The 21,128-nt window shown below is 44.1% G+C and carries 17 protein-coding genes and 1 pseudogene; 5 read left to right on the plus strand and 13 right to left on the minus strand.

The window, feature by feature from the left end:
• Positions 1 to 30: 30 nt before the first annotated feature.
• Positions 31 to 1,470, minus strand: coding sequence for a sucrose-specific PTS transporter subunit IIBC (locus R7O12_RS13160; protein WP_318125924.1), 1,440 nt, complete (start codon positions 1,468 to 1,470; stop codon positions 31 to 33).
• Between the two features lie 235 nt (positions 1,471 to 1,705).
• On the opposite strand from R7O12_RS13160, the gene R7O12_RS13165 reads away from it, so the two are divergent.
• Positions 1,706 to 2,692 (plus strand): LacI family DNA-binding transcriptional regulator, encoded by a 987-nt coding sequence (locus tag R7O12_RS13165; protein WP_017633789.1) that lies wholly within the window; start codon positions 1,706 to 1,708, stop codon positions 2,690 to 2,692.
• Positions 2,693 to 2,755: 63 nt separating this feature from the next.
• Here R7O12_RS13165 and R7O12_RS13170 read toward each other — a convergent pair whose 3' ends face one another.
• From R7O12_RS13170 to R7O12_RS13190, 5 genes and pseudogenes are all read right to left on the minus strand, one after another.
• Positions 2,756 to 4,129 (minus strand): carbohydrate porin, encoded by a 1,374-nt coding sequence (locus R7O12_RS13170; RefSeq protein ID WP_318125940.1) that lies wholly within the window; start codon positions 4,127 to 4,129, stop codon positions 2,756 to 2,758.
• A 740-nt stretch (positions 4,130 to 4,869) separates the two neighbouring features.
• Entirely contained in the window at positions 4,870 to 5,748 is an 879-nt protein-coding gene (locus tag R7O12_RS13175) for an alpha/beta hydrolase (protein WP_017819845.1), read from the minus strand.
• 32 nt (positions 5,749 to 5,780) lie between these two features.
• A complete protein-coding gene (locus R7O12_RS13180) occupies positions 5,781 to 7,724 on the minus strand; it encodes a TonB-dependent receptor domain-containing protein (RefSeq protein WP_318125926.1) in 1,944 nt (647 codons plus the stop codon).
• A gap of 151 nt (positions 7,725 to 7,875) precedes the next feature.
• Entirely contained in the window at positions 7,876 to 8,829 is a 954-nt protein-coding gene (locus R7O12_RS13185) for a LysR family transcriptional regulator (RefSeq protein ID WP_017819843.1), read from the minus strand.
• 196 nt (positions 8,830 to 9,025) lie between these two features.
• Positions 9,026 to 9,349, minus strand: a pseudogene (locus tag R7O12_RS13190) (IS1-like element transposase); the annotation flags it as partial.
• A 394-nt stretch (positions 9,350 to 9,743) separates the two neighbouring features.
• On the opposite strand from R7O12_RS13190, the gene R7O12_RS13195 reads away from it, so the two are divergent.
• The gene (locus R7O12_RS13195) at positions 9,744 to 11,348 is read left to right on the plus strand and encodes a S8 family peptidase (RefSeq protein ID WP_318104316.1); all 1,605 of its coding nucleotides are present in this window, start codon (positions 9,744 to 9,746) and stop codon (positions 11,346 to 11,348) included.
• A 257-nt stretch (positions 11,349 to 11,605) separates the two neighbouring features.
• Here the strand turns inward: R7O12_RS13195 and fabG are convergent, their stop codons facing one another.
• The 4 genes from fabG to R7O12_RS13215 all read right to left on the minus strand — a co-directional run bounded on the left by fabG (position 11,606) and on the right by R7O12_RS13215 (position 15,482).
• Positions 11,606 to 12,325, minus strand: a complete 720-nt coding sequence (gene fabG, locus R7O12_RS13200) for a 3-oxoacyl-ACP reductase FabG (protein WP_206970363.1) — start codon at positions 12,323 to 12,325, stop codon at positions 11,606 to 11,608.
• Positions 12,326 to 12,625: 300 nt separating this feature from the next.
• Complete coding sequence (locus tag R7O12_RS13205; protein WP_206970364.1) at positions 12,626 to 13,420, minus strand: metal ABC transporter permease; 795 nt, start codon at positions 13,418 to 13,420, stop codon at positions 12,626 to 12,628.
• A gap of 3 nt (positions 13,421 to 13,423) precedes the next feature.
• Positions 13,424 to 14,350 carry a metal ABC transporter solute-binding protein, Zn/Mn family gene (locus tag R7O12_RS13210; protein WP_206970366.1) on the minus strand — a complete coding sequence of 309 codons (927 nt, stop codon included), beginning with the start codon at positions 14,348 to 14,350 and terminating at the stop codon, positions 13,424 to 13,426.
• Complete coding sequence (locus tag R7O12_RS13215) at positions 14,340 to 15,482, minus strand: hypothetical protein (protein WP_017633595.1); 1,143 nt, start codon at positions 15,480 to 15,482, stop codon at positions 14,340 to 14,342. Before R7O12_RS13215 ends, R7O12_RS13210 begins: the two co-directional genes overlap by 11 nt.
• Positions 15,483 to 15,690: 208 nt before the next feature.
• On the opposite strand from R7O12_RS13215, the gene R7O12_RS13220 reads away from it, so the two are divergent.
• Positions 15,691 to 16,362: a cupin domain-containing protein gene (locus tag R7O12_RS13220; RefSeq protein WP_318125927.1), complete on the plus strand. Its 672-nt coding sequence runs from the start codon at positions 15,691 to 15,693 to the stop codon at positions 16,360 to 16,362.
• A 73-nt stretch (positions 16,363 to 16,435) separates the two neighbouring features.
• Here the strand turns inward: R7O12_RS13220 and R7O12_RS13225 are convergent, their stop codons facing one another.
• On the minus strand, positions 16,436 to 16,675 hold the full coding sequence (locus tag R7O12_RS13225) for a YdcH family protein (RefSeq protein WP_005373737.1): 240 nt from the start codon (positions 16,673 to 16,675) through the stop codon (positions 16,436 to 16,438).
• Positions 16,676 to 16,903: 228 nt separating this feature from the next.
• On the opposite strand from R7O12_RS13225, the gene R7O12_RS13230 reads away from it, so the two are divergent.
• The gene (locus R7O12_RS13230) at positions 16,904 to 17,707 is read left to right on the plus strand and encodes an SDR family NAD(P)-dependent oxidoreductase (protein ID WP_318125929.1); all 804 of its coding nucleotides are present in this window, start codon (positions 16,904 to 16,906) and stop codon (positions 17,705 to 17,707) included.
• Positions 17,708 to 17,784: 77 nt separating this feature from the next.
• Here R7O12_RS13230 and R7O12_RS13235 read toward each other — a convergent pair whose 3' ends face one another.
• Together R7O12_RS13235 and R7O12_RS13240 are read right to left on the minus strand one after the other, a co-directional pair.
• Positions 17,785 to 18,687 carry a LysR family transcriptional regulator gene (locus tag R7O12_RS13235; protein WP_017633593.1) on the minus strand — a complete coding sequence of 301 codons (903 nt, stop codon included), beginning with the start codon at positions 18,685 to 18,687 and terminating at the stop codon, positions 17,785 to 17,787.
• An 80-nt stretch (positions 18,688 to 18,767) separates the two neighbouring features.
• A complete protein-coding gene (locus R7O12_RS13240) occupies positions 18,768 to 19,637 on the minus strand; it encodes a GyrI-like domain-containing protein (RefSeq protein WP_005387011.1) in 870 nt (289 codons plus the stop codon).
• A gap of 147 nt (positions 19,638 to 19,784) precedes the next feature.
• Here R7O12_RS13240 and R7O12_RS13245 point away from each other — a divergent pair, with 147 nt between their 5' ends.
• Positions 19,785 to 20,933: a PLP-dependent aminotransferase family protein gene (locus R7O12_RS13245; protein ID WP_318125931.1), complete on the plus strand. Its 1,149-nt coding sequence runs from the start codon at positions 19,785 to 19,787 to the stop codon at positions 20,931 to 20,933.
• Positions 20,934 to 21,128: the final 195 nt, after the last annotated feature.

Consider the following 21,128-nt stretch of genomic DNA (forward strand, 5'->3'; position numbering starts at 1 on the left):
TTGGGGGACTCCACCCTTAAGGAGTTCAGATTAAGCCGCTGCTTTTCTACCAACTTTAGCGCGGTCACGCATACCAAGAACAATGGTGAGAACAAATGCGGTCAAGAACGCGATCACCATACCCGCGATGTAGTATCCAATCTTCTCTGGCGTAATAGAAATGATGCCTGGAAGACCTGCTGCACCCAATGCCTGAGCTTTCACATTAAACATTGTAATGAACGCGCTCGATAACGCCGCAGCGCAAACTGCCGCAATAAATGGGTAACGTAGTTTTAGATTAACACCAAACATGGCTGGCTCTGTAATACCCAGCAAACCCGTAACACCCGATGGAATCGCAATACCTTTCATCTTCTTATCTTTGCTCATCACGCCCACCGCCAACGCTGCCGCTCCTTGAGAAACGTTAGACATCGCCGCAATAGGAAAGATAAAGGTGCCGCCCGTCGTCGCAATATCCCCAAGAAGTTGAGTTTCAATCGCAATGAAGCTGTGATGCATACCAGTAATAACAAACGGAGCGTAAATAAGACCAAATACCGCACCACCAACAAAGCCAGCAGTGTTGTATAGCCAGTTCAGACCATCACCCAATAGGAAACCGATATCACGCGTGAACGGACCGACGACAGTAAACGTCAGCAAACCCGCTATGAAAATCGCCAGTAATGGCGTTAAAAGGTTGTCTAAAACAGAAGGTATGACTTTACGTAAGCCTAGCTCAACCTTCGCAAGAATGAATGCCGATACCAAAACCGGTAACACCGAACCTTGGTAACCCACTTTTTGGATTTCAAAGCCAAGAATATTCCAAACCGGAATGTTGCCAGACACAGATGCGCCGCCGAATCCCCAACCATTCAGCAAGTCAGGGTGAACCATCAACATACCTAGCGCCGCCCCTAAATATGGGTTACCGCCAAACTTCTTACTGGCTGAAAATGCCAGCAGAATAGGCAGGTAAACAAACGGCGCGTTCGCAAACGTGTTGATCATGTTCGCCAAGTCTGTCAGTCCTGGGTTGGCATCAATCAAAGATTTGCCATCAATGAACAAGCCTTGAGCAGTCAATAGGTTATAGATACCCATCAACAAACCACCAGCGACGATTGCGGGAATGATTGGGACGAAAATATCAGACAGCCCTTTCACCGCGCGCTGAACAATGTTTTGTTTCTCTGCGCCAGCAGACGCAACGTCGTTGGTGGACATTTCACTCATCCCCGTCAACTTCGCCATTTCTGCATAAACTTGGTTTACGATGCCTGATCCAAAAATGATTTGGTACTGACCCGCAACTTTGAACTGCCCTTTTACTCCTTCAAGGCTATCAATCGCTTGTTCATCTATTTTTTGCTCATCTGCAACGGCAAGGCGTAAGCGTGTCGCACAATGCGCAAGTGCGGTGATGTTGCTTTTACCACCTAATAGAGTTAACAACTCTTTTGCTACTGCCGGATAATTCATTTCATACCCCATTGGATTATTATCTGAGCTTGCGAAATTTTCGGGAACGTTTGCAAAATGGATTTTTGCTCAATAAAACCAAATGATCAAAGATAAAGCAGAGAGAATGTGAGAATGATCGTCAAATTCTCTCCCTAAGAGCAGTATAGGAGGTTAGAATCGATACTTATCAAAGAGCTTTTCATCTTCTCTTTGCAAACAATCCCAAAAACGAAAAACAGAATGGATAGGAACAATGGCGAGTCTGCATGATGTCGCCCGTCTGGCTGGCGTATCAAAATCAACAGTGTCACGGGTTATAAACGATGAATATGGCGTAAAAGAAGCGACAAAACTGAAGGTCCGCCAAGCAGTAGCGGAGTGTGGCTATGTGCCGAACCAAGTCGCTAAAGATCTAAAATCTCAAAAGACCAATCTGGTTGGTGTCATTGTTCCTCGGGTTTCCTCTCATGCCACATCCCAAGGTGTCGATGGATTAACAGATGTCCTTGAAAAAGCTGGGAAACATGTCTTACTTGCTAGCACTCACCAAGCCCACGAAAAAGAACTGGAATACATTCAGATCTTTAACCAAAAACGGGTTGAAGGGATCATTCTTTACGCCACCCACCTCGATTCCAAGCTGGTAAAAGCAATTCAAAACTCAGCCGTTCCAGTTGTGCTCGTCGGTCAAGATGGTTCCATGTTTAACATTCCAAGCATCATTCATGATGACGCACGAGTAGGGTTTGAAGCGGGAAATAGACTGGTTGCAAAAGGTTGCCAAACTATGGGTTTTATTGGTGTGCAAGGTGACGATATCGCGGTAGATAAGCAACGCTCAGAGGGATTTGTTCAAGCGCTACAGCATCATGGTTTTGAGCTCGCCTTCCATGCTCGTGGTGACTTTACCATCGATTCTGGCTATTCATTGGCAAAACAACACTTAACAAAGAACCCTAAGCTAGATGGCTTGTTCTGTGCGACAGACCGTATTGCTATCGGTGCGATGAGAGCGATTCAAGAGCTCGGGTTAACACCGGGTAAAGACGTTTTAGTGCTAGGCGTTGGTGATGATGAGCTCGCATCAGTGTGCACCCCAACCTTATCAACATTTAACTATGCATTTGATAAAGCAGGGGAAAATGGTGCGAAACTGTTACTAGATAGAATTGCCAACAGAAGTTTTGAAATGAGTAAGATGGTACTAACCTTCAAAACTATTGAGCGTCAGTCCTGTTAATGAAAAAGCGCCAACTGAAATCAGTTGGCGCTTTTCTTATTACTCTTTGTAGGTTAGGTCCCTTTAGAACCAAGTTTCCATTTGCAGTGCAAACAGAACTTCACCACCATCACCCATCGTTGCAGCACCCGCATCCTGGCTAATCGAGTAGCCATTCAAGTCTTCGCTCCAATCAACGTAGCTAACTGCAAAACGTAGCTCCGGACGGTCAAAGAAACCTGCAGCGGTAGACATCTTAAGCGTTGGTGCAATTGTCGCTTTGTAAAAACTGCCACTTGCTTTATCAATCGCATTGTCTAGGTCCATGTATTGGTATGAGCCTTCATAAACCATCTCAAAGTTCTGCGTAAACTCTTGCGCTAAGCGGATGTTGAACGATGCCCACGTAAATTCATCATTTTTAGCAAAGCGATCTTGGCTGTGTTCTGCTAGCAACGCAGGTGCTACACGCCAGTTGTCGCCGATGCGTGTTACACCATAGCTAAACAAGCGTACGGCTTTTGCGTCTTCTAACAAATCTCCGTTTGAACCGATGCCTTTAAGTTCCGCACCCAATCCATCACCCATCAAAATACCGGTTTTAGAGAAGCCTTCACTCATGCCAAAGAAGTTATCGCCATGGTAGGCAAACATCGCATGTAAACCTTTGTCCGCTGCTCCTTCTACGCGATCATTATTATCAGCTGACGTCATGCCGCTCAGCATCAATTGCCAATTACCGAAGCGGTTGTTCATTGTCGCGATATAGTTTTCAACATCCGTTGACGAGCTATCAATCTCACCAAAATCACGACCATAGATCGAGAAGTTTGCTTTCCATGATTCGCTCATTTGGACGTCATACACACCAGCACCAGTGCCAGATAAGAAAACAATATCCGAGTCAAAGAAGTGAATGTCAAAGTTATCACGGTCAAATCGTTTACCAGCCCAAAACGTCGCGTCAGCAAACGCACTTGATTCAGAGAACATGCTCAACTTGTTTAGCTCAGCATATATCTGACGAACGTTTAATTGACTCTCGCTCGCCGTCCATTCGTTATTGGTTTCCGTACTATCTGCCAACATGATTCGGAACAATGCGCTGGAACCATCATCTGCAAAACGTTTGTGAATAAGGTTTGCTTCCACATAATGATCATCCTCTACCCCTAATCGCCCAACTGGAGCGCCAATAGCACCAGCTGCCGTCATGTAAGGACCAGTACCCACTGCACCATTCAGATCGTCATTAATCAGTAGCCCGGAACGAGCGTAGCCATGAAACTCAAAGCTTGAGGCTTTCTCATTTGCTTCTGTGGATGCTTTTTCTGTCTGCTCAAGTCTCTGTTCTAATTCATTAATTCGCTTTTCAAGAGCGTCAACATCTGTTGCTGCGAATGCAGGTGCAGTAACCATTCCAAGCGCTACTGCCATCGTCAAAGTGTGTAGTTTCATTTCCATAGTCTCACGTAAATTTATACTTAGGCATATTGCAAACGTTCCCAAGGAAAAATCGCAAACTTATGGTGACTTTAAATGTCCATCTAAAGCCTGAATTTCAGAGCGCTCGTACTCAGAGCGTCTCTACTACTTATATCAATGAGGGCGATAATATATAAACTTTTCGGGAACGTTACCTTTAAGAGGCCATTTTGTTACTTCTATCACGTTCAATTGTGTTACTTACAGAAAAATCATTAACCAGCGCACATTTGAATTAATTGTTAGCGCTAGAGGAAGTAGTTTGAAGGTGACAGGCTACAAAGAAGGAGTTTAATGTTCATTTGAGAGAATACTTCCTCGCTTCCCTATGCTACTTGATAGTAACTCATCTCTATTTATTGATGAAAAGTAGCAGCTAAGGTTGAACGTAACTAAGAGCGAAGCGGATCTCGATACCTCATTTCAAACAACTTGAAAGGCTGTTAAGACGAGATAAACGACCTTCATTTTCTGTGAAGAGCGCTTTGTTGTTCTAATTCAAGCTAACGAAACACTTTTTTGGACAGAAGTACGTTAGAATACATACCCTAAAGTAGTCATAGATTTATTCAACCACTGCCTGAAAATGAGCCAGCCGCTCCCATTAATCAGAATGATAAAATGCCCAATAGAGATACATGAAAAAGCCAACTGTAATCACAGTTGGCTCAGTATTTCCCCTTGAACTTTTAAGCCTTATATTGACTAGAGCGTTAGTTCGGAAAGTGTTTATTTAAGAAGTCCAAAACATGAGTAACGTACTTCTCGGTATCAAAGACAGGTGCACTGTGTCCTACACCTTCTTCAATGAAAAGTTGGTTGGTAACTCCATGCTCATCAAGCTTAGCCTTAAGTATCTCACTTTGAGATAGAGGCACTCGCTTATCCAAGGTGCCGTGTAACTGTATATATGGTGGAGTATTTTCATTCACATAACTCGTCGTTGATGCTTTCTTGGCAAGCTTTGGAATATTGTTTGGAATATCTCCTAAGAAACGAGATACAGACGATTTTTTGCTGGTTTTCTTGCCACCTTTATTACTTAACTCAAGTAAATCGGTAGGGCCAAAAAAGCTTACTACGGCTGAGACCTTGTACTTTGGTGGCTCATAGAAATCTACTTGGTTGTATGCCGAGTTAGTCGCACCAATAAAGCCAGCGAGGTGCCCGCCAGCAGAGCGTCCCATTATCACAACATTGTCCGCTTTAATACCGAGCTTTTCAGCATTGTCGTACAAATAGTTCAGTGCATCATTAATGTCTTGTACTGGTTGAGGAAAGATCGCTTCTCCACTTAAACGATAATCAACTGAAGCTAGCGCATAACCTTCATTCAACACAGACTGAAGTAATAATGGGTTCTTTTCTGGGATGGCGTCTTTGCTCCCACGTTTCCATGCACCACCATGTACCCAGACTAATAACGGGTACTGAGTATTTGATTCAACCGAAGGAGTATAAAGATCGAGTTTAATCTCTCTTTCACCTACAGTTTTGAACAAGATATCCTTCTCTACATTGAACTCCCCAGCCAAACAGACAAAGGGCATAAGTAGCAGAGAGGTCATCGCAGACTTAATTTTCGTATTCATTGTTTTGTTATTCGCTTAAAAAAGTAAGTAGATTAGAAAGTCGCTTCAGCAGCTAACCAGTAGCGTCGGCCATCTTCAATGTAGCCAAACTCTTCCTCTGTGATTTGCTCATCGAACAAGTTATAAACCGCTGCCATTAACTTCACATTCTTAGTTACACGCCAGTTCACACCGAGATCCACGTAAGTAATAGAAGGTGCCAACGTTCTTGTGCTATCACTAGTGATGTTGTTTTTCTCTTTGCCTTGATAGTTCATGCGGGCCCATGAAGCAACATCATCACGCACTGCCCAATCACCATTAAGTGAGAAGATATGTTCAGGTGCTTGTACAAGAGGCAAGCCATCATAATCGTCATTAGTGTTCTTTTCACTACGAGTATACGAGTAGGTTGCACTTAGTGTAATTGACTCTGTAATACCCTTAGATACGGAACTTTCTGCACCATAGCTGTTCGCATCATCAATGTTGACGTAAGTGCGGTCGCAACTTCTGCTATCAGTACACGTCGGATCGACAAACTCACTTTCGATCTTGTCTTTGAAGTCGCTGTAAAACAAAGTAATGTTTGCAGAAAGGTCTCGCTCATTAACGTAATACAGTCCCATCTCTGTATTGATGGAGGTTTCTGCTGTTAAGTCTGGATTACCGTAAATAGAACAACGCCCTCTACAGCTCTCTTGAACCCACTCTTCGTCCATTTGTGTCAAACTAGGTGCTCGATAACCCGTAGACACACCACCTTTTAGCGTCCAACTAGGGTCAATAGACCAGACCCCGTAAGCTCTTGGGCTAAATTGCCCGTCAAAGATCTCATTGTCGTCGTAACGTAAACCAAGGGTGAGAGCGAATGTATCCGTGAGATACCACTCGTCCTCAGCAAATACTGCCCATTGCTTGTTTTTAGAGGTCAATGACAGTTTATTATCAGTCAGATCCTTTTGCTCGAAAGATGCGCCCAGTGTTAAGTAGTGAGCATTAAGAGGCAGACCCCATTGCGTATTAATTTGACTATTCTCGACTTCTTTATCTGCACCGATATTTTTTACTGTTTCATTACTGATAAATGAAGAACTTGTACCCCAAGAGTAGTTTCCGTCGTGGCTAAAACCAATAGATTGGCGTTCATATTCTCGTACTGCAACTTGAGACTCTCGCTCCACTGATTTACCTAGAGTGGTCTCTCGCTCTTGGTTATGATTGGTGAACTCCAGAGTAAAAGTGTCATCCGAGGTAGGTGTGAGGTACAAAGAAGCTCGATAGTTGTCGAGTGTCTTACCTGCATAACCACCTTCAATTTCATCTTCTTTTCTTTCCTGATACAGTCCAGTCAAAGAAGTACTCAACAGACCATCAATGACAGGGCCAGCAAGGTAAAGCTGCCCTTGATAGCTATTTCCAGATTTTGAATTTTCTTGAAGCGTCGTTTCTGCACGCAAGCTTCCGTGCCACTCTTGATAATTTTTACGCGTAATAATATTAATCACACCCCCCAAAGCATCAGACCCATAAAGGGTTGACATAGGGCCACGTACAACTTCAATACGTTCAATTGCACTCAACGGGGGAAGCCAGTCTTGTTCAGTAAACGTACTACCATTAGTTTGAGTTTCTCGACCAGACTGCTTCCTGCCATCAACAAGAATGGCCGTATATTGAGCAGGCATACCTCGAATTGAGATATCTTGGCCATCACCACCTCCTGTAACGGTTACCCCAGGTATATCACTTAAAGCATAAGTCAAATCTTTATATGAGCGATTTTCAAGTTGCTCTCGGGTGAGAACACTTATTGTTGCTGGCGCTTCTGTGACATTCTGTTCGTAACCAGAGGCTGTAACCACTACGGTTTCCATTGCTGTTGTATTGATACCAGTCTCAGGTAACTGGTCATTTGCAACAACGACCATAGGTACAGTAATACAAGCAGAAACAACTGATGTAGAAAATAGAGAGTATGTGAAAAGAGGCTTCATATTGAATAGGCTTAAAATGTAATTGCATTTAATAATTATTATCAATTAAACCTGATTATCATAATCACTGACAAGTTAATCACTATCGAGAAAAGAGAATATCACTATCCAATATACGAATAGTTAACCACGAATTACCCGATATAAGCATTTAAGCTAAAGTATCGGTTCCAACATAGAGCTGTTTAAAGATCTCTCGTACCCATTCACACATAGGATCATCGTTAAAGCGTTTGTGCCAATATAGGAAGACTTCTTGAAAGTCCAACTGTAGCTCGGCAGGTACTTCTCGAACGATCAAGCGAGGGTCTTGACAAGCTGCCTCTGCAAAAGGTGTCGGTAGATGAAATATAATCTCAGTCTCCGCAGCGATACTTGGAGCAGAACTAAAGTTATTCAGTTGCACTGGCGCTGATAAACGCTTTTTTTTGTTCGCTAACCCTAGCTCTTGGTATTTATGCTCAAACGACAATCGCTTCTCACCCTGCAAAGAGACTTGTCCAAAGTCAAATTCGGCCAAACGCTCTGGAGTTAGCTCTAAATCGGCCAGTGGATGATAGCGGCTCATAAGCAAACGGAAAGTACGCTTAGCAACAACCATTCGATAGATATTTTGCTCAGAGCTTGGCGGTTGATGAGAGGAAAGTGCGAAATGAACATCTCCAGCCACCAACGCATCAAAATGACGTTTTGGTGCTGAGTCCAAACTGACCTTAAGGTTTGGAGCCTCTTGCCGAATCTTAGCGATAACCTTAGGCATTAAGGTATTAATCTGAGGAAGAAGGCCGTAAACCTTAACGGTGCTTGATACAGTGCTCGGATCAAACGAGTCTCTATGGGCAAGTTTTTCTAAACTGGTAATCACATTATTGATGTCTTGCCTTACTGACTCTGCTTTTGGAGTCAGTTCATAGCCGTATTTCTTGCGCACCAGTAATTCGTCATTAAAGAAAACTCTCATTTTTTGCAGTGCTCGACTTACCGCAGACTGGCTCATATTTAAAGCCATAGCGGTGTTAGATACATGCTTCTCTTCGAGCAAGTGCTTTAAAACAAAGAGCAAATTCAGATCAATTTGAGATAAGTTCACGTCAATACCACCCATCAAGCTTCCAGTAGGTGGTATAGTACATAAATCTCTAGAGTTTGTGGTAAGTGTTTTCGATACTACAAGGCACTATTGAAACACAAGTCTGGTAGCAGGACAGTTTCCGTGCTAACACGAAAAGGGGCAAAAGTGTGTTTCAGTTCTTAAATGGGGAAGTGTTTTCCTCATATACCTCAACCAATACAGCTAGCCTTTCAAGTTTACAAATTAGTCTTATATTTGCTTTATCGAAAGGCATTGAGGTTACTTACCTTGGCGAGATTTTTTAAAGTACTCAATACTGTGTTGTATACGACATTCAACACTTGTACTGTTTCCCTAACGCCAGAGCTATTCATTGACATATCAACAGTTTTTTCTTTTACATCTGGCTTGCGGGCTTCGTAAACGTAATCGAGTTAAAGCTCTTTCGACACTCGATACATCTGGAGCGAGGAGAGCCAGAATGCCCTTTTCCATGTTCACGAACGGGCTCTGTTTTATTACAGAAACGATATTGAACTTGGATAGTAACCATGAGTTAAAAACATCAGAAATCAGGTGGCTATATTAACATCTATCAACCGATTTGAGTTATGACCAATAAAAGGATAGTTAGGTTTTTATTGCGTAAATTATCGGTAAGATGAAGTCATATAACAGGCAATATTTCAGGTGTGTAGAATTATTCTATTTTAGGGATTTTGCTCTAAGTCTAAATGAATCTTTGCATTTCAATTTCAATAAAGCTTGGTTATTGATCATGTTTCTGAGTATGCGAATTATTATCAGTTATGCATATGATTGCTCATTGTCTAGTTTGACTTGTGTAACGTCACTTCAGCACGCACTACGCTGATTGTCTGTGTTTTCGTGTTGACAGTTTGGTACTAGGTAAAAATCAACAAGACTATGATTTCGAGGAACATTTTATGTTAAAGAAACTACTAAGTTGTTGTATCACCTCCGCGCTCTGTTTTCATTCTTCTCTCGCTTTTTCGCAACCCAATGAGCTTGCGGACAGTGCAGAGTTACAACAAGCTCCCAACACATTGCCTGCCACTTTGATGCTTGCACCGGACGACATCGCCATTGCAGATCGCTATATTGTGGTATTTCAACAGCCGCAAATGATGGTGAGCAATTCAACGGAATTCGAGCAATTCACGCAACAATCCGTAGACCGCATGTCTGGTTTGTATTCGATACAAGTGGAGTCGGTTTTTGACCACTCGATAAGTGGATTTGTCGCTAACTTGAGTCCTGAGCAACTAAAAGATCTGCGTTCTGATCCTCGTGTGGACTACATTGAGCAAGACAGAATCCTATCGCTTGACCCAATAGTCTCGGCAGACGCAAATCAAACCAATGCCATTTGGGGACTAGACCGAATCGACCAACGAAACTTGCCACTCGATAACAACTACAGTGCCAACTTTGATGGGACTGGGGTAACGGCTTATGTTATCGATACTGGTGTGAATAACGCGCATGTTGAGTTCGGTGGTCGCTCAGTTTCAGGGTATGACTTTGTCGATAACGATGCAGATGCAAGTGACTGTAATGGACACGGCACACACGTAGCGGGCACCATTGGCGGCAGCTTGTATGGTGTTGCGAAAAACGTCAACCTTGTCGGCGTGAGAGTATTGAGCTGTACCGGATCGGGTTCTACTTCTGGTGTTATTGCCGGTGTGGACTGGGTGGCTGCGAACGCTTCCGGACCTTCAGTCGCCAACATGAGTTTAGGCGGCGGTCAATCCGTCGCTCTGGATAGTGCGGTGCAAAGTGCGGTTCAGTCAGGTGTCAGCTTTATGCTAGCAGCAGGTAACTCCAACGCCGATGCGTGTAACTATTCTCCAGCACGCGTTGCTTCCGGAGTAACTGTCGGATCGACCACTAGCACGGATGCACGTTCGAGTTTTTCAAACTGGGGCAGTTGTGTGGATGTATTTGCGCCAGGTTCACAAATCAAATCTGCATGGTATGACGGTGGCTACAAAACCATTAGTGGCACTTCGATGGCGACGCCACATGTGGCGGGTGTAGCAGCATTGTATCTTCAAGAAAACAGTTCACTGTCTCCAAGCCAAGTAGAGGCCTTGATCGTTAGCCGCGCAACTAGCGGAAAAGTGACGGACACAAGAGGCAGCGTGAACAAGCTACTTTATAGCTTAACGGATGCAGATTGTGGCCAAGACTGCGGTGGCCCAGATCCAACACCGGACCCAGAAGGCAAATTAACCTCGGGCGTGCCAGTAAGTGGTTTAAGTGGTTCAACTGGTCAAGTAGCGTATTACTATGTTGATGTAGAAACTGGGCAGCGCTTAACCGTACAAATGTATGGTGGCAGTGGCGATGCGGATTTGTATCTCCGTTTTGGAGCAAAACCAGCACTGAATGCATGGGACTGCCGACCTTTCAAATACGGTAACAATGAAACATGTACGGTCAGTGCGACGCAAAGTGGACGTTATCACGTCATGATTCAAGGTTACTCAAACTATAGCGGTGTCAGCATTCAAGCGAGCTACTAGTTATTCTTCTCTTTACTAAAAGAGAACAAAGCCCGCTTTTCGGTGGGCTTTTCTTTTGGGAATACGGTGCTTTAGGGAATGCAGTGTTTAAGAGGAGACGCTATTCAAACGTATTGGCCTTTTGCTTCAAAAACTCAACTCGAAGCGGCATCGAAGCTTTCTATTAGTTAGTAGTACTCGCATAAGTCGGGTTCCTCAAACAAAAAAGCCCTTTACATAAGTAAAAGGCATTTTTATTTTAGATTTTGATTAACGAGCTATAATACCAACCCACCGTCAATCTTGAGCACTTGGCCTGTGATGTAGGCGCTCTTGTCTGAGGTTAGGAAAGAGACGCCACTGGCAATATCTTGAACTGAGCCCATGCGCCCTAATGGGGTTTTGCCTTCCATCATTTGAATGACTTTCTCTGGCAGGTTCTTGGTCATGTCGGTGGCGATAAAGCCTGGCGCGACACAGTTGACGCGTATCTGTGCACCCTTTCTTGAAAGTTCTTTCGCCCAGCCTTTGCTCATTGAGATGACGCCGCCTTTACTTGCGCCGTAGTTGCTCTGGCCGATATTACCATCCGTTCCCACTATAGAAGAAATGCTAACAATACTGCCTGTGCCCTGCTCTAGCATGACAGGAGCAACACGTTGGGTGAGTAAGAACACCGCTTTTAGGTTCACGTCGATCACGCTGTCCCAGTCTTGCTCTAACATATCTGGCAACAATGCATCTCGAGTGATGCCCGCGTTGTTAACCAGAGCATCGATTCTTCCGTGCTGCTCTACAACACTTTCTACTACTTCACTGACGGCTTCGGCATCACACAAGTTGACTTGATAACTGCTTAGCTGCGCCGACTGACTCCATTCCACGGGCGCTATATCTAGCCCGACAACATGGAATCCATCCTCCAGTAATTGTTCACAAATCGCTTGGCCAATACCACGAGCCGCACCAGTGACTACTGCTACTTTTTCCGGTTTCATCTTGGTCTTCCTTAAATGTTGAGATTACAAATTCGCTTGTATCCCTAGCGTTTTTTGTTTTTATGCCTAGTCGCGTTACAACTGCGCTTCTCATACGCAGGGTCTTTTATATCTTATAAAAACTATAGAAACAGTCTGGGAGTCGGATGTGAACTAATCAAGGCAACTTGATGACTATGGCAAGATCAACGTAAGAAAGTGTGTTGGAGGGCGCAAAGTTAAACGATTGGAGGACTTGGATAGAAAAGTATTGGTCTGATTACTCAAATACTACTTCATCAAACCAATATTACTTGTCTCTTAATCTCTTACAAAAGCTGGTTTTGTTATTTTCACCAGAAAAGGCTGAAGCAAGAGATTAAACAACATGCCAGCAATAAACAGGGTGATCACAATACTCGCACCACTCGGTAAGTCATAGCGAGCCGATGCGGCAATACCCGATAAGATCCCAACAATACCAATGCTGATACTAGCGACAAAGAATCGAGTTCCCTTCAATGCTGCCGCACATAAAGCTGGAATCACCAACAAAGCAAATTCTAAATAAATGCCGGTTAACTTGACCGTAATGGGCATCAGAATAGCAAAGATCAGATAAAAACCACTACCGCGCATAAACGCAGGTTTTAACCAAACCAATAGCAACATCGCAGTGGTAATGAGTGCCAAAGGCCAAACGTCTGCCCAAGTCGCCCATAACAGTTGCCCATTAAGAATGCCTTGAATAAAGTCTCCGCCGTGTGGGTCTTTGCTCACCAGCAGGATTGCCAGCGATGCAGACACGACAAACAAGCTGCCAATCATGGGCTCTAAATGCTGCTGGTATCGTTTCTCCATTAAGGCGATCAAACCGCAAAGCATCAAAGACATCACCCAAGGGCCAATCATTTCGCCAAAGAATGAGCCTGAGAACAGCGCGTATTGGCTCAACCAGTAGTGGCTTAGTGCTGCCCCCAATGCCGCGACTTGCGCCACCGCCAAATCTATAAAGATGATCTGACGATTAAGAACTTGTTGCCCCAGAACGATGTTGCCAACTAACGCAATTAAACCACACAAAACCGCAGGTAAAAGCCATGCATAATCAGCCATGGCTTAGATCTTCTCAGGAACGGGCGGCACTAACACATCCAGTAAATCATCAATGACCTGATCGTACATCTCATCCAAGCTTTCACTCTCAGAAACGGTCAATGGCAGTTGAATCACAGGTTTGTCAGTATGATCTTGCAACCAGTTCGCTGGACGCTGATCCTGATGAGAGGAGTAAACAATCGCATCAAAACTGTCAGCATCTAACTTGGTGAGTGATTGCAGGTGAGATGTGGTCGGTGAAATGCCCGGTTTAGGTTCGAGATCGGCAATCTGCTTCATTCCGAGCCAATCGTACAAATAACGATACGTCGCGTGATAACCGACAACTTGCTTACCCTTTAAAGCAGCCCCTTTCTCATTCCATTCTTTAAGCTTTTTACGCCAATGAGCACGAAACTTCATACCATTCACTTGGTAACTTTGTGCGTTGTCGGGATCAATCGCTTTTAGGCGCTCCGTGACTTTACGAGATAATGGAATCATGTCATTTGCCGCAAATTGAACATGTGGGTTACCGTGAGCGTGTATATCTCCCATGCTACGGTCAACGTGAGCATGAGTATCTAACATGCGCACGAAGTCCGTCGCGTAGATCATGCTCGGCGCACCATTTTGCACCGCCGCATTGCTGCTACGAACTTGCAGCATAGGTAACCACCCCACCTCTAGCTCTGCGCCCGAACACATTGCCATGTCCGCTTGGCGCATCTTCGCAATCAAAGAAGGACGAGCTTGTACGTAATGTGGGTCTTGCTTAGCCGTTGTCGCTGAATAAATACTGGCATCTGGCGCGTGGCTTTCAAGAAAGGCTTTCCATTCTGGCTCACAAACGAAAATGTTTAGAGCCGAAGCAGGCGAAGCAATGATGGCAGCTCCTGCCGCCATCATCACCAAACTGCATTTATTTAATGTCAGCTTAGAACGCATGAGCACCGTGCGCTCCAAATGTCATCACGTATTGCAGAGTGAACACGTTGTCTGTCTCACTGTCTTGGTTATCAATGCGAGTGTATTGCGCACGGATAGTACCGAAGTGAGAAGAATCCCATGCGATCATCGCATCCATTTCTTTATCATTCAGCTCAGTAAAATGCATGTGGTCGCCATGTGCATGACCATCGTAGCTTTCTGCTTCGCCGTAACGTAGACCTGCTGACCAGCTTGGGTTGAAGCGATAAACACCCGAAACATAGTAAGCGCTTAAGTTGTCTGGTGACTCTGCATCGTTTTTATATTTGCTATCTACCACACCGTCTAACAGCATGTATTCAGCCGATAGCGTGAAGTTGCTGTATTTGTAATTACCGTCTGGTGCCCATTTCCAAACAAAATCAGCACCGTAAAGGTTCGCACCTGTCACTGCTGCGCCATGATGGTGATCGTGCTCATGCTCTTCTTCATGACCGTGGTCGTGATCTTCGAATTCTTTAACCTTGCCGTTTTCGTTACGCAGGTAACTTAAACCAAACTGCCAACTTGAAGATTCGGAGAAGTCACTACCAAGCTTCAGCGTCGTGGTGTACACGCCAACTTCAGAACCATCTTCGACAGAAGACATTTTGCTACCACTGAGCGCTTCTACACCAAGTTTTACATAAAGGTCGGTTGGCAACACGATGTTTGCACGTACACCATCATCGTAGTAGTGCGAGCCAAGGAAAGTACGATAAGCAATTGGACGCTCAACAAAGCTATCGGTGTGCATGTGTTGGTTGTTCAGGTAACCAAAGTCAGATAGGAATCGGCCAGCGCGCACGTTTACACCATATGGCAATGCCAAAGTTTCGATGAATGCCTCTTCAAGCTCTAATTCTGTCTCATCACCATGACTTTCAAGAACCGCGGTCAATGCGCCGTAAAACTTGTCGTCGATATTTGATGAGAAGTTTAATTCCGTATGGCCTAGACCAAAGCCTTCTTCGCGCTCAGAATTATGACGTTGGCCATCTTGGTAGTAGCCATCAACAACAACACCAATCTGTGGGTTCGATAGTGTGTCGGCAAAAACAGGGGATGCAAAAATGCTACCGATCACGAGAGACACCAATTTCTTATTCACTACTATTTCCTTTTTGTTATGTTATAACATTTAATTTTGCGATGTTATAATATAACAATTCTCATTACACAAGCAGAAATTTAAATTAGGCTCCGATTTCATGTTCGTACTCAATCCATGAATTGGGCTATCAACAAATGAATCAATTGATGTTTTTTATACGTATACTAATGAGAATTAGTAATTAAATAAGTAACGGAATTTCAATATGTTGAATATGGACTTTTCAAAAAGAATCGTGATAGATACTGCTCAACAGGAGTGGATCGCCAGCCCTTCCAAAGGTGTGTGGCGCAAACCTTTGGAACGAGAAGCCAAAGAATCAGGGCATACCACCAGCATCGTTAAGTACGAGCCAAATTCGCAGTTTTCGACTCATCCTCACCCTCAAGGAGAAGAAATATTGGTGCTCGAGGGGGTATTCTCTGACGAATACGGTGACTATCCTGCCGGCACTTACCTTCGTAACCCTCCAGGAAGTCAACACGCACCATTTAGCAAAGAAGGCTGTGTGATTTTAGTTAAACTAAATCAGTTCGAATCTGAGGATCTTGAAACAGTTCGCATTAATACAAACCAAGCGAGCTGGCAGAGTGGTGTCGGTGGGTTGCAAGTCATGCCGCTGCATAATTTTGAGCACGAACATGTCGCATTGGTTAAATGGCCAAAAGGTAAGAAGTTTCAACCACACCGTCACTTTGGTGGTGAAGAAGTTTTCGTATTGTCAGGAGAGTTTAGAGACGAGCTAGGTACCTATCCCGCTCTCTCTTGGATTCGAAGCCCACATATGAGTGAGCATTTTCCTTTTGTAGGGCAAGAAACGATCATTTGGGTAAAAACTGGTCACCTGCCGCTCCAAGCTCCTGCTCAGCACTCCTAGTGTTTGCACACTTGGCATCGTCCATTGGAACTAAAATCGGCCCGCAATTTACGAGCCGATGATCATTTCGTCACTAAGAACCCATTATTCGCGAGTGGAGCCAGTCTTTGAGCTCAGCCCGGTTATGTTTTAACACGTTCATTTCGTGATCATCAATCGGGCTTCCTTGAAGTTCTAGTACGCGGATTTCCTTATCTAAAGCATTGTAGTTTTTAACGGTTTCAGCAAATGATGCATCGTTTTCGGTAAGCTGAGTAATGGTATCCAAATGTTCTGGGAATTCATGAGTTAATGAGTGATTTTCACCTAACATAGAGACCTCTTGGCTATTATTTGAGTACAAAATAGTGCCTAATTTTTGAGCACCACATGTATAACCGTAGCATCTAATGAGACGTTAATTCGTCGCACCGTCCACAAAAAGAACAACAAAGTTATTTTCAATTTTTCCTAGAAAGTGTTTTCTTTTTAGTCTCAATAGTCGAATGCAAAAGATGCCACTATGATCGTTCTATATTAACCTTCAACAATGAGAGCGATCATGCGAAAGACAATTCTAGTTACTGGATCTACTGACGGTATTGGTTTAGAAACCGCGAAAATGTTAATTAACCGTGAACAACACGTAATAATCCATGGCCGGAATATAGAGAAAGTTCAACAAGTTGAGCAAAGTTTGAGGGAGATGAAAAGTGGTAAAGTTGAAAGCCTTGTTGCTGATTTATCCTCTCCCAATGCGGTAAAACAGATAGTGATGGAGATAACAGAACGGTTCAATCATTTAGACGTCATCATTAACAATGCTGGTGTGTACGCAACACCAAATCCAAGAACTAAAGAGGGTCTTGATGTACGCTTCGCAGTCAACACCATTGCTCCCTACTTACTCACTAGAGAGCTATTGCCGTTGCTCGGAGATACGGGTCGTGTGGTTAATTTGTCTTCAGCTGCACAAACAACAGTAAACACTAGCGCTTTACTCGGTAACAAACCATTGTCAGATGGCGAAGCATATGCCCAAAGCAAATTGGCATTAACGATGTGGTCACGAGCAATCGGACTAAAGCTTAAGAACACTGGCCCTATGTTGGTATCAGTAAACCCAAAATCATTCCTAGGTAGTAAGATGGTTAAAGATGCTTATGGGGTTGCTGGTGGTGATATCCGCTTAGGAGCAGATATTCTAACTCGCGCTGCGCTATCAGAAGAGTTTGCTCAAGCGCATGGTATGTACTTCGATAATGACATTGAAGCATTCGCGCCCCCACACCCTGATGCATTAGATCAAAGCAAAACACAGCAGATAATTGATACTATTGAATTAATCTTAAGCAAACTCCATTAATAACAATTAAGAATTATCTTGAGGTTCGTTTTTATTCGGACCTTAAAAACAATGTATTCGATAAGTGAAACTTGTTATCACTTTTCCGCAAACTCCCAATAAGGTGGCGTACCATAGTATTCAGCAAAGTAATCAATAAAGGCACGCACCTTAGGCGCAATTAAACGAGAGCTTGGGTACACAGCCCAAATCCCAGCATCCATCGCTAAAGGGTGATCTTCGAGTACTTCCACTAGCTGACCACTTTGTAATTCTTGATAAACACTCCAAACCGAGTTGATAGAAATACCTAACCCGTTTACCGTCGCGTCTCTCATCGCATCACCATTATCAGTTTTAAAACGACCAGAAGTTCTTACATTGACCATTCCATCTTTTGTATTGAATGACCAATTATTCATTCCAACTAAGTTAATACATTGATGATTCGTCAAGTCTTGGGGCTTGTTAGGTCTCCCAAATTGTTCAATATAATCTGGTGATGCAACGATAATACGACGATCTGGCGCAAGCTTTCTTGCGACCAATGAAGAATCTTTCAACTCAGCGACACGAATGGCGACATCGAAACCTCCCTCAACCAGATCAATAATGGAATCAGAAAATCGGCAGTCCACGGTTAACCCTGGGTAACGCGCCATAAAACCTTTTAATGCGGGCACAATATGCAAGCGACCAAAAGTTGCAGAGGCGGTTATACGTAATACTCCCGTTGGCGCACTCTGCCCTGAGCCAACAGCTCCCCTTGCTGCCTCCACTGTTGCAAGGACCTCCTCCGCGTGAGGTAAAAAAGCCTGCCCTTCTTCAGTTAAGGAAACTTTGCGTGTGGTGCGATGAACTAAACGAACTCCTAAGCTGTCCTCAAGTTTGTTGATGTGCGCACTAGCGACAGCAGGAGAAAGTCCAAGCTCCTGACCAGCCATGCTGATGTTGTGTGTCGAAGCCAAACGGACAAATAGCTTTACATGATCGATGTTCATTTAATTTTCAATTATTTGTAAAAAATCACCATATAGAGCTTAGCATTTTCTTCCTTACGGATAGTAAATAAATACTCCAGTTAGAAAAAACTGATGGGCAGATAGAAGTCCAGCTCAAACGCCTCATCATGGCTAAGGAAATGGTTTTTATGATAGTGAACATAAGCGGGAGTAGAACGCTGCTTAAAGCCTGAATTCGGCAACCACTTTTCTAACACCATACTCAATTGAGGAAGAAGCTCTCCATATACCCCTGTTAAGCGAAAAACAGCATGCAAACCACCCGGAATCGTCATTTGATTCACGACACCGCGTACTTTAAGCGGCTTATCAATCGCCATACAAGCCACATAGCGACACTTATCGAGCTCAACCCAAGCGGGGTTGGAGTGATGCAAACCGTATTGAACCGAAAAGTCCCGATTCTCAGAGCTTGCCCACGCCTTCAAAATCAGCCACGCATTACGAATGGAACGGCTATAACCCTCATGCCGCACATAAGCCGCAAAGCGTTGTGGAACCTCCATAATTTTAGGTTCTGGCAACTCGCGTTTCGCAACCCGATGATAACCCGCAGCCACTTCTGGATCTTTTAGATACGGCTTTTCTGCGACTTGTAAATCATGCTTTCGCCACGCGCCAGGAGACATAGCGAACGTTGCTTTAAACGCTCGGCTAAAAGAAGATACCGAGCTAAAGCCGCACTTGTTAGCAATGTCTAACACCGATGAGCTGGTATCAAACATCAGTTGATTGGCGGCGTATTCCATTCTTGTTCGACGGATATATTGATGGACAGACTCCCCTACCACATCTTTAAAAATACGATGGAAGTGCTGTTCAGAATAGGCTGCTACATCTGCTAGCTCTTTAGCCGATAAATCTCTGCTAATGTCCTGGTGAATGTAAAACAGCACGTCATTGATTCTGGAAACTTGTTGATGGCTCACGGAGTAAACTTTCGCTTAAATAGCATAAATGGACATGTTTAACAGCATAAATGGACATGTTTAACAGCATAAATGGACACACCAAGCTTGGCAATTTACCTATACTATTTCTGACATAAAAAAAGACAATTACGAGAAGCACAGCACATGGAAATCGCACAGTCATTACAACAAACTAAGTCATCCTACATCCGAGAGATCCTCGCAGCAGCGAGCGATAAGAACGTCATTTCTCTTGCAGGTGGCTTGCCGGACGAAAAAACCTTCCCGATCGACTTAATGAAACCGACGCTCGAAAACCTCGCTAATATGCCAGAGGTGTTTCAATATGGCGCAACAGCAGGCTACGCCCCGCTACTTAACTTTTTGGCCGATTATTACCAGCTGCCGGAATCTCATTTGGCGATGATCACAACGGGCTCTCAGCAAGGGCTAGATTTGATTGCGCGTGCGTACGTAAATCCGGGCGATAAAGTGGTGATGGAAGCACCGAGCTACCTTGGTGCTATGCAAGTATTCGGTCTAGTGCAAGCCAACATCGTGACCGTTTCACAAACCGAGTGTGGCCCAAACCTAGAAGAACTCGAACAATGCTTTGCCACGCAGCAACCAAAAATGTTCTACGCCGTACCCGATTTTCACAACCCAACGGGCGTATGCTGGGCGCTAGAGACTCGCCAAAAAGTTGCCGAGCTTTGTATACAATACGACGTGGCATTCATCGAAGACGCGCCATACCGCGAGCTGCGTTTTTCTGGTGAAGCGCTTCCACTGGTTTCGGACTTCTGCCCACAGCACTCCATCGTATTGCGCTCTTTCTCCAAAATAGCTTCACCAGGCTTGCGTATTGGTGTAGTTACGGGCAAAAGCAGCTACCTTGAGCCACTCATCAAAATTAAACAAGGTGCCGATCTGCACTCTAGTATTCCTATGCAAGCTTTGCTGCATGGTCTACTGCAACATGACAACTTCGAAACGCACATTTCAACCATCTGTGCTCTTTACAAATCACGTTACGATGTCATGTTTGCTGAACTGCAAAAACAGCTGCCAGAAAGTTGCGTACTCAAACCCGTCGATGGTGGTATGTTCGTTTGGGTCGAGATTCCAGAATGCGACACCTTCGAACTGGCGAAAAACCTTCTCGCAAACTGGGTTGCTGTAGTGCCGAGCCCGGTCTTTTATCCAGAAGGTTCAAAGGTAAAAGCCGCTCTGCGTCTTAACTTTACCAATGCTACACCAGAAGAACTGACGACAGCTGTCTCTCGACTCGCGGATGTCCTCAACACGTTGTAATTGAACGCGAGTGTAAGAACCTGCCTTTGAGATTCAAAAAAAGTCTCAAAGGCAGCATCAAAAAAGTTCCCCAAAAAAATTTATATTTTTCCTTCAAATCAACTCTCTACAGTAAGTGCCTGTTTTCTCTTGAACCTCTCACTCATATAAAAATGAGAACTCAATCACGTATTTGATGGTTAGAAAAGTTACGTC

Source organism: Vibrio sp. Vb1574 (genome assembly GCF_033338675.1).